This window comes from Actinoplanes sp. NPDC051411 (genome assembly GCF_040682075.1).
Lineage (GTDB): Bacteria > Actinomycetota > Actinomycetes > Mycobacteriales > Micromonosporaceae > Actinoplanes.
The window spans coordinates 17,741-30,310 of the sequence record NZ_JBFBAD010000060.1 but is presented as its reverse complement, the minus strand read 5'-3'; the positions used below and the strand labels follow the sequence as shown (position 1 = coordinate 30,310).

Annotated in this window: 11 protein-coding genes; 3 read left to right on the top strand and 8 right to left on the bottom strand. The window is 73.0% G+C overall.

Features of this window, described 5'->3' with window-relative positions; translation table 11 throughout:
* Window positions 1-7: 7 nt before the first annotated feature.
* Window positions 8-1,174, top strand: a complete 1,167-nt coding sequence (locus AB0M88_RS29615) for a phosphodiester glycosidase family protein (RefSeq protein ID WP_364107941.1) — start codon at window positions 8-10, stop codon at window positions 1,172-1,174.
* 498 nt (window positions 1,175-1,672) lie between these two features.
* On the opposite strand, the gene AB0M88_RS29610 is transcribed toward AB0M88_RS29615, so the two are convergent.
* The 7 genes from AB0M88_RS29610 to AB0M88_RS29580 form a co-directional block, all read right to left on the bottom strand.
* Window positions 1,673-2,380 (bottom strand): Clp protease N-terminal domain-containing protein, encoded by a 708-nt coding sequence (locus tag AB0M88_RS29610; protein ID WP_364107938.1) that lies wholly within the window; start codon window positions 2,378-2,380, stop codon window positions 1,673-1,675.
* A gap of 25 nt (window positions 2,381-2,405) precedes the next feature.
* Window positions 2,406-3,251, bottom strand: coding sequence for an aminoglycoside phosphotransferase family protein (locus AB0M88_RS29605; RefSeq protein WP_364107936.1), 846 nt, complete (start codon window positions 3,249-3,251; stop codon window positions 2,406-2,408).
* Window positions 3,248-5,152 carry a translation factor GTPase family protein gene (locus AB0M88_RS29600; protein ID WP_364107933.1) on the bottom strand — a complete coding sequence of 635 codons (1,905 nt, stop codon included), beginning with the start codon at window positions 5,150-5,152 and terminating at the stop codon, window positions 3,248-3,250. Before AB0M88_RS29600 ends, AB0M88_RS29605 begins: the two co-directional genes overlap by 4 nt.
* 131 nt (window positions 5,153-5,283) lie before the next feature.
* On the bottom strand, window positions 5,284-5,640 hold the full coding sequence (locus tag AB0M88_RS29595; protein WP_364107931.1) for a DUF6204 family protein: 357 nt from the start codon (window positions 5,638-5,640) through the stop codon (window positions 5,284-5,286).
* Between the two features lie 71 nt (window positions 5,641-5,711).
* Window positions 5,712-6,533 (bottom strand): sugar nucleotide-binding protein, encoded by an 822-nt coding sequence (locus tag AB0M88_RS29590; protein ID WP_364107928.1) that lies wholly within the window; start codon window positions 6,531-6,533, stop codon window positions 5,712-5,714.
* Window positions 6,534-6,559: 26 nt separating this feature from the next.
* The gene (locus AB0M88_RS29585) at window positions 6,560-8,524 is read right to left on the bottom strand and encodes a right-handed parallel beta-helix repeat-containing protein (protein ID WP_364107926.1); all 1,965 of its coding nucleotides are present in this window, start codon (window positions 8,522-8,524) and stop codon (window positions 6,560-6,562) included.
* Window positions 8,525-8,557: 33 nt separating this feature from the next.
* Window positions 8,558-9,043, bottom strand: coding sequence for a hypothetical protein (locus AB0M88_RS29580; protein WP_364107924.1), 486 nt, complete (start codon window positions 9,041-9,043; stop codon window positions 8,558-8,560).
* 46 nt (window positions 9,044-9,089) lie between these two features.
* Between AB0M88_RS29580 and AB0M88_RS29575 the strand changes: the two genes are divergently transcribed.
* Entirely contained in the window at window positions 9,090-10,340 is a 1,251-nt protein-coding gene (locus tag AB0M88_RS29575) for an MFS transporter (protein WP_364107922.1), read from the top strand.
* On the opposite strand, the gene AB0M88_RS29570 is transcribed toward AB0M88_RS29575, so the two are convergent.
* Window positions 10,337-10,609 (bottom strand): hypothetical protein, encoded by a 273-nt coding sequence (locus AB0M88_RS29570; protein WP_364107920.1) that lies wholly within the window; start codon window positions 10,607-10,609, stop codon window positions 10,337-10,339. The two genes, AB0M88_RS29575 and AB0M88_RS29570, sit on opposite strands and share 4 nt — an antisense overlap.
* A 74-nt stretch (window positions 10,610-10,683) precedes the next feature.
* Between AB0M88_RS29570 and AB0M88_RS29565 the strand changes: the two genes are divergently transcribed.
* A complete protein-coding gene (locus AB0M88_RS29565) occupies window positions 10,684-12,483 on the top strand; it encodes a prolyl oligopeptidase family serine peptidase (protein ID WP_364107918.1) in 1,800 nt (599 codons plus the stop codon).
* Window positions 12,484-12,570: the final 87 nt, after the last annotated feature.

The window sequence follows — 12,570 nt, the reverse complement described above, 5'->3', positions numbered from 1 at the left end:
ATCGACCATGATTAATCAGCTGGTCACCGCTGTCCTGCTGGCCACCCTGGCCCCGGCGGCCCATCCCGCACCGGCGCTCCCGCTCGGCGACAACGACCTCGCCGAGACCCGGACGACCCGGACCCTCGCCCCCGGCGTGACGCTGACCGAGATCGTACGCGGCACCGACCCCGCCCCGGCCGACCAGATCAACACCACGACCCGGGGACCGTGGCGAGTGGACGTGCTCACGATCGACCCGCGCCGGGCCCACGGTCACCTGCGGGCGACGTACGGAGAAGACCTGTCGCGGACGGAGACCGTGACCGACCTCGCCGCCCAGGCCCACGCCCTGGCCGCGGTGAACGCCTCGTTCTTCACGTTCACCGCCAGCGCGCAGTATCCGGGGACGCCGGTCGGGCTCGGCCTCTACGACGGCAAGCTGCTCAGCGACCCGACGACCGACCCGACCGAGGCCGACCTGCTGATCGACGCCGACCGCAACACGATGACCGTCGGCCGTCTGCACTGGACCGGCAGCCTGGCCAACCCGCGCACCGGGGCGAGCCTGCCGGTCGCCCTGGTGGACGAGCCGCCCGCCGCCGCCGGCCAGGTCACCGAGATCACGCCCGAGTTCGCCGCGCAGACGCCGGCCGGGCCCGGCGCCGAGGTCGTGCTCGACCGCCGGGACTGCGTCGTGCGCACCGCGGGCGTCCGCGGCACCACCTTGAAGAGCGGGCAGACCGCGATCCAGGCCACCGGCGCCCAGGCCGGCCCGCTGCTGAGCCTGGCCACCGGTTGCCTGCGCGAAACCTCGAACCTCACCGACGACAGCGGCCGGCGGGTTTCCCCGCGGCCCGGGCTGTACGGGGTGACCGGCCGTTACCAACTGCTCAAGGACGGTCAGAACGTCGTGCCCACCGGCAGCGGCAGCTTCTTCGACCGCAACCCGCGCACGATCGCGGGCACCACGGCCGGCGGGAAAATCGTGCTGGCCGCGCTCGACGGGCGGCTCACCACTAGCGTCGGCACCACGCTCGACGAGACGGCGCGCGTCGCCCAGGCACTCGGCCTGCGCGACGCGATCAACCTGGACGGCGGCGGCTCGACCACGATGGTCGCCCGCGGCGCCCTGATCAACACCCCGAGCGGCGGCACCCAGCGCGCGGTCGGCGACGCCCTCGTCTGGAACTAGCCGCGCCCGGACGCGTCGACTCGATCCCGGCCGTCAACATTGACGGTCGATGCTGACGGCCAGATCGAGCCGGCCGCGCCGGGACATGTTGACTGGATCCGACGGTCAACATTGACGGTCAACGTTGACCGTCGGATCGAGCCGGCCGCGCGGACGTGTCGACGCGAGCGGATGGTCAATGCTGATGGTCAATATTGACCATCAGCTCGAGCCGGCCCCAGCCAGTCGCGTCGTCGACCTGAGCTGACGCACAGGTTGAAGGTAAACGTTGATTCGCGTCTGGAACTGGCCGCGTCGGGACGAGTCGGCGCCTCAACACGGTCAATGTTGACGTCAACGTTGACCGTGTTGATTCGGTCAACATGTGCGCGCCTGCGGCCGACTGTGCGCGACGTGCGCGCCTGCGGCCGACTGTGCGCGACGTGCGCGCCTGCGGCCGACTGTGCGCGACGTGCGCGCCTGCGGCCGACTGTGCGCGACGTGCGCGCCTGCGGCCGGCTACGCGCCGGTCGGCTCGGGGGTCGCGGCGGCGACGGCCTCGTCGGTGGCCGGCTTGGTGAGGCCCAGACCGGCCAGCACGCCGCCGTCGGGCTCCTCCTCCAGCAGCGCGAGCAGGATGTGGCCGGTGCCGACCCACTCGTGGCCGAGTCGCAGCGCCTCCCGGAAGGTCAGCTCCAGGGCCTTGCGGGAGCGCGCGTCGAACGGGGTCAGCGTCGGCATCTCGCCGTCGCCGGCCGCCGGCAGCGCGGCGGTCAGGACCCGCCGGGCCACGGCCGGGTCGACCCCCTGCGCGGCGAGGGCGGCGAGCGCCACGCTCTCCGGCACGTCCAGCGCGCCGAGCGCCAGGTGCTCCGGGTAGATCTCGCGGTGGCCCGACTCCTTGGCCGCGTTCATCGAGGCCACGATCGCGCTGCGGGCGGGCACCGTGTAGCGCTTGAAGCCCTGCGACGGGTCGGGCTCGTCCTTGGTCACGAACCGTTTCTGGGCCGCCTGCTTGGTGACCCCCATGCTGCGGCCGATGTCGGTCCACGACGCGCCCGAGCGGCGGGCCTGGTCGACGAAGTGGCCGATCAGGTGGTCGGACAACTCGCCGAGGTGGTCGGCGAGCTCGACCGCGTGGGAGAGCCGGGACAGGGCGTCGTCCTCGTTGCTGGTGATGGCGGCGATGAGGTCGTCCAGGCGGACGGGAGGCTTGATCTGCGTCATGCCGTCAACTCTAGGTTGACGACGGCTAAGAAGTCAACACGTGGTTGACGGTGCGGCGGCCGAGTTCGGCGAACGGCGGGTTGCGGCCGGCGTAGTAGTGCCAGGCCGAGATGCCGAACGCGAACGCCCACGCGCGGCCCCGCTCCCAGGTCGCGTCGTCGACGTCGGCGGCCGAGCGGAACACCGGGCGGCTCGCGTCGTCGAACAGCGTCCACGCCGGCATGAGATCGCAGGCCGGGTCCCCGGCGCCGGCGCAGCCGAAGTCGAGCACCGCGGCGAGCCGGCCGCCCGAGGCCAGCAGGTTGGTCGGCAGCAGGTCGCCGTGGGTCCACACCTTCGGGCCGGCCCAGCCGGGCACGTCCCACGACCGCTCCCAGAACGCCGCTCCGCCGGGCACGTCGAGATCCCGCAGCCCGCGCCGCACGGCGTCGTCCCAGCCGGTCGGGCGGCCGCCCCGGTAGCCGTCCGGCGCGCCCGCCGGGGAGACCTGGCGGAGCGCGGTCAGGAACGAGGCCAGCTGGAGTGCGCACGACCGCAGGTCGGTGAAGTCGTGATCGCCGTCCAGCCAGCTCTGCACCGACCACCGCGCCGGATAGTCCTCCGGGGCGGCGCCGAAGCCGACCGGAACCGGTACGGGCAGCGGCAGCCGCGGGGCGAGGACCGGCAGCCACCGCTGTTCGAGCTCGACGTCGGTGGAGGTGGCCTGCCGGGGCAGCCGGACCACCAGGTCGTCGCCGAGACGCATCATCACGTGGGCGGTGCCCGCTCCCACCGGCTTCAGCGGGAGGCCGGCCCACTGCGGGAACTGCGCGCGCAGCAGGCGCCGGACCAGCCCGTCGTCGATGTCGAGCTCGTCGTCGTGCATCTTCATGGTTGCTCCCTGGCTCCGGCCCGGCGCAGCACGCGCAGCAGGTACTCCTTGCGGTCGAGAGGATTGGCGTCGGTGCGTTTGCGGGCCGGCACGGGACCGTGGACCGGCTCGTAGTGGTCGAACGCGTTCTCCAGGACGCCCTCGCCGCGGGTCAGGCCGGGCAGGGCGCGGACGAGGTCGTGCACCCGGGCGGCCGGGATCTCGCCGCTGACCCCGGCCTCGGTCGTGGCGAGCGGCACCGCCCGCAGCCGGGCCAGCACCGGCAGCAGGGCCGGGATCGTGTCCGGCGGAACCAGGGCGGTGAACGCGTGGACCGGCTCGAGCACGGTCGTGCCGGCCCGGCGCAGCGCCTCGGCCAGCACCAGCGGCGTCAGGTTGCGGAAGTCGCCCGCGGTCGAGGACATGCTCTTGTCGAAGACCGCGTGGGAGTGGCTCTGCCGGGCCGAATAGCCGGCGTGGGTCATCGTGACCGCGCAGTCCGGGACCGGCCAGCCGTACAGGCCCTGCCGCAGCGTCTCGGTGACCGTCTCCTCGACCGCCTTGAAGAACGCGGGCGGCATCGAACCCGGCTCGACCGCCAGGCCGAAACTGATGCCGCTGCCGGGCGCCGCCGGCGCGACCCGCAGGCCGACGGTGGCCAGGAACGGGTTCGGGGCGACCTTGTTCAGCTCGTACGCCGCACCGCGGCCGGCCAGCCTCTCGACGCACAGCGTGGTGGTCTCCTCGAACGAGACCGGGAGCCCGTACTCCGCGGCCAGGGTCGCCTCGATGACCTCCTTCTGCACCTCGCCGTAGAGGGAGACGACGTCCTCACCCCGCAGGTTGATCAGCGGATCCTGTTCGGCCAGCTCGGCGAGGGCCGCGTGCAGGGCACCCCGGTCGGACCGGTGGCGCGGTACGACCGTGGTCTCGAGCGACGGCGGGGCGAAATGCGGCTGGGCCGCGGCGGGATCGCGTACGCCCAGGGGGTCTCCGATTTTGATCTTCTCCAGGCCGCGCAGCAGGCCGATCTCGCCCGCCCGCAGCGACCCCGCCGGGCGCAGGCCGCCGTCGGCGAAGCGCTCGATTCCGGTGATCTTGTCCGGGCCGACGGTGGCGCGGACCCGGATCTCGCCGGCGAACATGCGCACGTAGGCGCGCTTCTCCCCGGCCGGCCCGCGATCGATCTTGAAGATGGTTCCCCGCGGTGAGACGTCCGGGCCGGCGCAGGCGGGCGCCAGCAGCGTCGTGATGCCGTCGATCAGCCCGTCGACGCCGGCACCGGTGATCGCCGAGCCGAAGTAGACCGGATGCGTGTCGCCGCGGGCGTAGGGCGCGGGCAGCGGCCGGCCGGCGACGAACGCGGCCAGCACGTCGTCGTCGTGATCGGCCAGGCGCAGCAGGTCCGGCGCGGGAGCGACCGTCGCCGCCCTGGTGCCGGCCCCGGCGACCGCCGACATCGGGATGATGCGCGGGCCGAGCCCGGCGGCGATCTCGTCGAGCAGCCCGTCGACCCGCGCCCCGGCCCGGTCGATCTTGTTGACGAAGATCAAGGTCGGGATGGCGAGGCGGTGCAGGGTGCGCAGCAGCACCCGGGTCTGCGCCTGTACGCCCTCGACCGCCGACACCACCAGCACGGCGCCGTCGAGCACGCCGAGCACCCGCTCCACCTCGGCGATGAAGTCGGGGTGGCCGGGCGTGTCGATCAGGTTGACCGTGGTGCCGCGCAGCGGGAACGACACCACCGCCGACTTGATGGTGATGCCGCGGCGGCGCTCCAGGTCGAGCGAGTCGGTCGTGGTGCTGCCGTCGTCGACCCGGCCGATGGTGCCGATGACGCCCGCGGTGAACAGCAGGCGCTCGGTCAGAGAGGTCTTACCGGCGTCGACATGGGCGAGAATGCCGAGATTGAGCGAAGACAAACGAGGCGGTCCTCTCCGTGAGCTGGATAAATGCCGTCTTGGACATGGACGCAGCTCGCATTTCCCGCTCTTTCCGCTCGACGTCGCCTACCGGTTCACCCCATCAGGCCGGGCCGCCGGCGGCAACCGAATTAAGGCCTGTCGTGGCGGGCCGCCTCCCGTTTGCCGCGCTTGCCCAGCGGCACCTCGGACATGTCGACCGCCTGCGCGGTCACGTTCTTGACCGGATAACCGTGCGACGCCATCCACGCGACCGCCTTCGCCTCGGCCCGGGCGGTCGCCGCCGCGACGCCGGCCTCGTCGTCGGCCTGCTCGGCGAACCGGAACGTGAAGAACGGCCGGGCGGGCACGTCGTACGCGAGATAGCCCTCGGGCGTGTACTCCGTCCGCAGGAAGTCGTGCTCAGCCTGCTCCCTCGTCAAACGCTCGACCTGGGCGGGCGTCAGCCCGTCGAAGGCGCCCCGCACGGTGACCCGGATCGTCCTCATGGTGTTCCTCTCCTGAAGCGGCCGCGCCGAACCCGCGGCCGCGCCGAGTATCCCCGCCGGGCCACCGGATTTCAGGCGGTTTTCCCGGCCAGGAACTCGCGCGCGCCGCGCAGCCGCACCGTCAGCAGCGACCGCGCCCGGTCACAGTTCAGGCGGACGTCCCGAGCCAGGTTCAGCCCCGATCCGGCGATCGTCGAGGACGGCAGGGACTGCGGGTCCAGGCCGTCACGCGCGGCGACCAGCAGACCCAGGTCGTAGCGGCTGACGGCCTCCGGGCCGGCCACGTTGAGCACCCCCGCGTACGGCGTCGCCGCGACCTCCAGCAGCGCGCCGGCCAGGTCGTCGACGTGGACCGGCATGCGGACCATGTCGGTGAACAGCGCACCCTGGGCCCGCCCCGACGCCAGGTCGTGGACCAGGCGCTCGTGCTGTCCGGTGCCGTGTCCGAGGATCAGCGACGTACGGATCAGGGCCGCGAGCGGGTCGATCGCCGCGACCGCCGTCTCGGCCGCGGCCTTGGCCGCGCCGTAGCGGTAGATCGGGTCGGGCAGCGCCGACTCGTCGTAGTGGACCTGCCCGCCCGAGAACACGGCGTCGGTCGACACGTGCACCAGCCGGGCCCCGACCGCGGCCGCGGCCAGCGCGACGTGCGCGGTCCCGTCGGCGATCGTCCGCCAGTCGTCCCGCGCCGCCGCGGTATGGATCACGACGTCCGGCCGCACCCGGGAGACCAGGTCGTGGACGGCCGCCCGGTCGCGGATGTCGAGGCGCTCGGCGCCGGGCCCGGCGCTGCGGAAACGGCTCCCGGTGACGACCCAGCCGGCGGCGGCCGCGCGGGCGGCCACGGACGTGCCCAGGTGACCGGTCACGCCGGTGATCAGTACGGTGCTCATGCCCGGATGATCTCAGCCCCGGTCGCTCACCACACACGCCGGCGGCCGCGGCCCGGGGCGAGGCCGGCGATCGGACCCGCCGCCGCCTCCGAGTCCCGCGGGCGAGCCGCTCCGGTCAGGTCCACGCCGAGGAGCACCGGGGAGCCGTCGAGCTCCTCGAAGCCGGCGTCCGCGATCCGCACCCGGGGCAGGTCGGCGCCGGTCACCACGGCGTGGGCGGCCCGGGCGAAGCCGTCCGGCAGGTCGGTCACCAGGTAGACGGCGCCGCCCTCGTCGACGATCTCCGCGCCGGCCGGGCCGAGCAGGACCGGATCCCGCTCACCGTCGAAGGGACGGGCGCCGGCGGCGTAGACGTTGCTCACGGCGTACACGGCCTGCTTGAGCCCCGCGAAGCGCTGGTGGTCCCCCTCGATCCCGTCCGTCCGTTCGCGGTAGGCCTGGGCCGAGGCCGGATAGCCGTCGTAGGCGGCGGTGCCGGCGAAGGCCGGGTTCCCGGCAAAACCCTTTTTTCCGTACGCCGCCGCGGGGTCCCCGCCGATGAACACGTTCCCGCGGTAGCGGTCGTCGCCGCCCACGACCGCGGCGTAACCGGCGACCTGCGTGCTGTGCGGCCGGTGGTACGGCGTCGGCCGGTCGAGGACCTGCTCGAGCCACAGCGTGCCCAGCACCAGGTTGTCGACGAACGCGCCGCCCTGGCTGTGCAGTTCGAGCGCGGCCGGCGAGGCGAGAACGTTGTGGTCGACGACGAACGGGCCGTGGCTGACCTCGATGAACAGGTCGCGGCCGTTGCGGTAGTAGAGGTTGCGGGAGACCCGCGTGCCCTGGGCCTGCCAGTCCAGCCACGTGCCGAGCGTGCAGTCGTGGATCCGGTTGTGGCGGATCGTCACGTCGATCGCCGCGTGCAACTTGATGCCGCCGATCTCGTAGCCGTAGAACTCGCGTTTGACGGCGATGTGGTAGATGTGGTTGTCCTCGATGGTCGAGAACACACAGCCCAGGTGGCCGACGATGCCGTTCTGCCCGCAGTCGTGAATCGTGTTGCGCCGCACCACGTGCGAGCCGATGTGCTCGCGGTCCCAGCCGATCTGGCGGGCCGCGAACACCGACTCGAGCTGGTACTGGTAACCCGGCTTGTCCCCCCGCCGGGTCGCGAAGTTGTCGCCGGTCGAGCCCTCTTTACCGAGCGAGATCGCGGAGCACTTGGCGTCGTGGATGACGTTGTCCTCGATGATCCAGCCCTTGGCCCAGTTCGGGCCGATCAGGCCGGGCTGGTCGGCCGTCGGCGGCGTCCACGGGCAGGCCGCGTGGGCGAGCTCGAAGCCGCGGACGGTGATGTAGTCGAGGTGGTGCTCGGCCGGGTAGAACACCGACCGGCGCACGTTGATCTCGGTGAGCTCGGCGTTGGGATCTTCGTCGTGGAAATTGGCCCAGATCGTCGTGACTTCCTCGCCGGCTTCCGCGTACCAGACGAGCATGGTCTGCCGGACATCGCGGACCGGGCCGGCGACGCCGGTCCAGTGGTCGACCATCTCCGTCCGCTCGGCCGGGTGGTCGACGTCAGCGCGGCTGCCGACCTCGTAGAAGCTCAGGCCGTTGAGGTAGACGTCGCCGAGATGCCGGCGCGGCGCGCCCTCCTCGTAGACGATCCAGTCGCCGCCGACCTCCTCGGCGTACGGGTTGAAGTCGCCGAACACCGCGTTGGGAACGACGGCCTTCCACACCGTGCCGCCGTCGTTGACCCAGTCGGTGATCCGCTCCGAGCCCTTGATGACCACATGCTCACCCTCGGCGGCCTGATAGGTGATGCGGCGGGAGTCGCTGAGCCCGCCCCGGCGCGGCTTCACCCACTCCCGGTATTCCCCCGCGTGGACGATGACGGTGTCGCCCGGCTGCGCGACGGCGGCCGCCCGGTTGATCGTGCGGAACGGGCCGGCCGCGTCGCCGCGGGAAGAGTCCGAGCCGGTGGTCGCCACGTGCAGCATGGATGTCATGCCGTTGATCCTGCCCCGCGCGGCAACACAGTTTCAGCGGCTCGGCAGGCCGACCGCCCGGGTGTGGCTCGGCGACAGAACGATCGGGCCGGTCCACCCCCGCACGACCGAGGCCACCTGCGCCCGGTCGGGCTGCGCCGGATGTACGTCGCGGCCCAGCGCCCAGTTCTCCAGGAGCCCCCGGGTCGTCTCGAGAGCGGTCGTCACCATGGTGTGGGCCCGCGCCTGGTCGTCCCACGTGTACCAGAGCGCCCACCCCTCCGGGCGCGCCTCGACCCCGAGCCGGGCGCACCCCAGCTCGTAACTGTCGTACTCCGGGGTGACGATCGCCGCCCCGCCCAGGTGCAGCATCGTCCGGTCGTCGTCGACGCAGCCGTCGCCCACGAAATGCTGATACCGGATCTGCTCCCGGAGCGCCTCGACCGCCTCCCGCAGCGCCGTCGGGTCGCCGGCCGCCTCGGTCACGTCGCGGGCCAGCAGCTCGATCTGCCGCAGATAGTCCACATCGGTTTCCGGCATGCGCTCCTACCCGTTCCTGTCGTACCGCCGGCCTAGCCTGCCAGGCGTGCCCAGCCTGTGGCGAGACCATAATTTCGTGGCCCTCCGGGCCGGGCAGACCGTCAGCGAGATGGGCAGCGCGATCACCGGGCTCGCCCTGCCGCTGCTGGCCATCGGCACACTCGGGGCGGGCACCGGCCAGGTCGGCGTGCTGCAGGCGTGCGCCACCGGGGCGTACCTGCTGGCCTCGATCCCGGCCGGGGTGCTGGTCGACCGCTCCCGCAAACGGCGGCTGATGGTCGCGGCCGACGTCGGCCGGTTCCTGCTGCTGGCCACTGTTCCGCTGGCCTCGGGGCTGGCCCAGCTCTATCTGGTCGCCTTCCTCACCGGGGTGCTCGGCGTGGTGTTCGGGCTCGCCTATCACGCCTACTACCCGATCTTCGTGACCCCGGCCGCCCTGCCCGACGCCAACGCGAAGATCAGCACCACCGAGGCGGTCGCCCGGGTCTCCGGCCCCGGCGTCGCCGCGCTGCTGATCGGGGTGTTCAGCGCGGCCACCGTCGTCCTCTTCGACGCGCTGTCGTTCCTGGTCAGTGCCGCCTCACTGTTGTTGCCGAAGGTCCCCGGCGACGTCGCGCGACCGGCCCGGCGGCGGGTCGCGCTACGGCACGAGGTCCGGGACGGGTTCCGGCTGGTCGCCGCCGACAGCGTGCTGGCCCGCACCGCGATCGGCACGATCGGTTCGATGCTGTGCCTCGGCATGGTCAACGCCGTCCTCGTCTATTTCCTCGTCCGCGACCTCGGCGTGAGCGCCACCGGAGTCGGCGTGCTCCTCGGCATCGGCGAAGCCGGGGGCTTGGCCGCCGCCCTGCTGGCCCGGCCCGTCATGCGGCGCGCCGGGTCGATCCGGGTCATGTGGCTCGCCGTGCTCGCCTCGCCGGCCGGCTTCCTGGCCGCGGTGACCACCCGGGGCAGCGCGCCCGTGCTGGTCGGCCTGTTCCTGGTCCTGTCGTCGGCCCGGTTCGTGCTGTTCGACATCGCGCAGTATTCCTACCGCCAGCTGGTGTGCCCGCTCGGCCAGCTGGGCAAGGCCAACGCGACGATCCGGCTCGGCGTCGGCACGGCGAGCGCACTCGGTGCCCTGGCCGGAGGCGGGCTGGGAACGCTGATCGGCGCGCGGGCGACCCTCGCGGTGGCGACCACGCTGCTCTGCCTGGCCGCACTGCCCGTACTGACGTCGCGCGCGATGTCGTCGTCGGACAGCGGGCGCCGCGTACGGGAGAACGCACCGCCGGAAGCTTCCGGCGGACCTTTCTAATGCTCCGCGAAGCCGGCCTCGCCGCCGTCGGAGAGCACGTCGACGCCGGGCATCGCCGAGGAGTGCAGCGTCCACAGCCAGAGGGCGGCGTCGACGGCGGCGTGCGGGTCGTCGATCGCGAAGCCGTCCGGGTTCTCCCAGCCGGCGTCGATCGCGGCCCCGATCAGCCGGGTGGCGTCCGTGACCTCCAGCCGCACCCGTCGCGACAGCTCGACGACGGTCGCGCCAGCGGGAACCGGCGCGGCCCGGCCGGTGTGTTCGACGGTCACCCGTCCATGAAAGCCCGGTTCGGCGCCGCCCGCGGCCGTTTCGCGGATCTGCCGCGTTGCGCCACACTGACGCGGTGGCCGCTCGAGAAGGACTGACCGCCGAACTCGTCGTCGACGGCCGCGCCCCGCGGACCCCGGCCCTGGCCCCGGACGGCCGCCTGCTCGCATACGTTCTCACCCCGGGCGAACTGTGGATCGCCGACGTGGACGGCGGCGCGCCGGCCCGCCGGGTTGCGGCGGCCGGGTCCCGGCCGCGCTGGTCGGCGGACTCGGGCACGCTGTTCTTCCTGTCCGGCGGCGCTGTTCACCGGTTCGTCCTCGCCGACGGCACGGTGACGGCGCTGACCGGCCCGGACGCCGGCATCGCCGACCACCTGCCGCTGGCCGACTCCGTCGTCGTCGCGCTGATCGCCGAGGACGTACGCGACGACGACGATCCGCTGGTCGTCGGCGTGCATGAGCGGCGGGCCCGGCTGCGCCTGCTCGACCTGCGCACCGGCCTGATCGGCACGCCGGACGTGTTCGCCGGGCGGCACGTGGTGGAGCTGCGGCAACGGCCCGGCGGCGGCCCCCTCGCGGTGCTCACCCGGGAGAGTTCGGACGACGACCACGGCCCTCGCACCGGGCGGCTTCACCTGTTCGATCCGGCTACCGGCACCGCGTCGGATCTCGGCCCGGCCGGGGTCGACGCGCGCTCTCTCGCCTGGTGGCCGTCTCCGTCCGGTCACCAGCTCGGCTATCTCGCCCTCACCCCGCCGGGCCTGCAGGCCGGAACCGCCGTCTTCGACGTCGCCGGCCACAACCACACCGCCGGCCTTCCCCGGTGTCCCACCGAACTGTGCCAGACCGGCGGTGCTCCCCTGGTCCTGTTCGCCGACGGCCTGGACACGACCCTGGCCCGGCTCGATCCGGCCGGCGTCACGACCCTGTCGCACCATCCGGGACGCCTCGACCATCTCACCGCCGCCGGCGACCGGATCGCGGCGCTGGGCAGCACCCGCTACCGCCCGGCCGACGTGTACGCCGGGCCGGTGGCCGGGCCGCTGCGACGGATCACCGACACGCGCCCGGAACTGGCCGGCATCACGCTCGGAGCGCAGCGGCCGCTGCACTACCGGGCCTCCGACGGCCTGGAACTCGACGGCCTTCTCGTGCTCCCGCCCGGGGTTTCCGAGGGGCCTCTCCCGCTGGTCACGATCGTGCACGGCGGCCCGTACGACCGGCACGCCGACCGTCTCCAGCTGTCCTGGGACCCCAGCGCCCAGTGGCTGGCCGCCGCCGGATACGCGGTGTTCCTGCCCAACCCGCGCGGCGGTCAGGGCCACGGCCACGATTTCGCGGCCCGGGTCGCCGGCCGGGTCGGCCGGGAGGAGTGGACCGACATCCTGACCGGCATCGACCTGCTTGTCGCCCGGGGCGTCGCCGACCCCGGCCGGCTGGGCATCGCCGGCTGGAGCCACGGCGGGTTCATGGCCGCGTGGGCGGTCGGCCGGACCGGGCGCTTCCGGGCCGCGCTGGTCGGGGCGGGCGTCGCCGACTGGGGCATGCTCGCCGCGTACGGGCAGAACGGCCGGTTCGAGGCCGCACTCGGCGGCAGCACCGGCTGGGAGGGCGCCGGCCCGCACCCGCACGACGCGGTCAGCCCGGTCTCGTTCGCGGGCCGCATCCGCACGCCGGTGCTCATCCTGCACGGCGCCGAGGACACCAATGTCCCGGTCGGACAGGCCGTGTACCTGCACCGCGCGCTGCGCCACTTCGGCGCCGAGCACGAGTTCGTGATCTATCCGCGGGAGGGTCACTCGTTCCGCGAGCGCGCCCACCAGCTCGACGTCCTGCGCCGGACCCGCGCGTGGTTCGACCGCTGGCTCGGCTGATCCCGGACGCCGGGGCCAGTGTCGGGCCGGCGACGCTCCATTGAGGATCGTCACTGTCCGGTTTAGTCTCAACTATTCGACATGTGT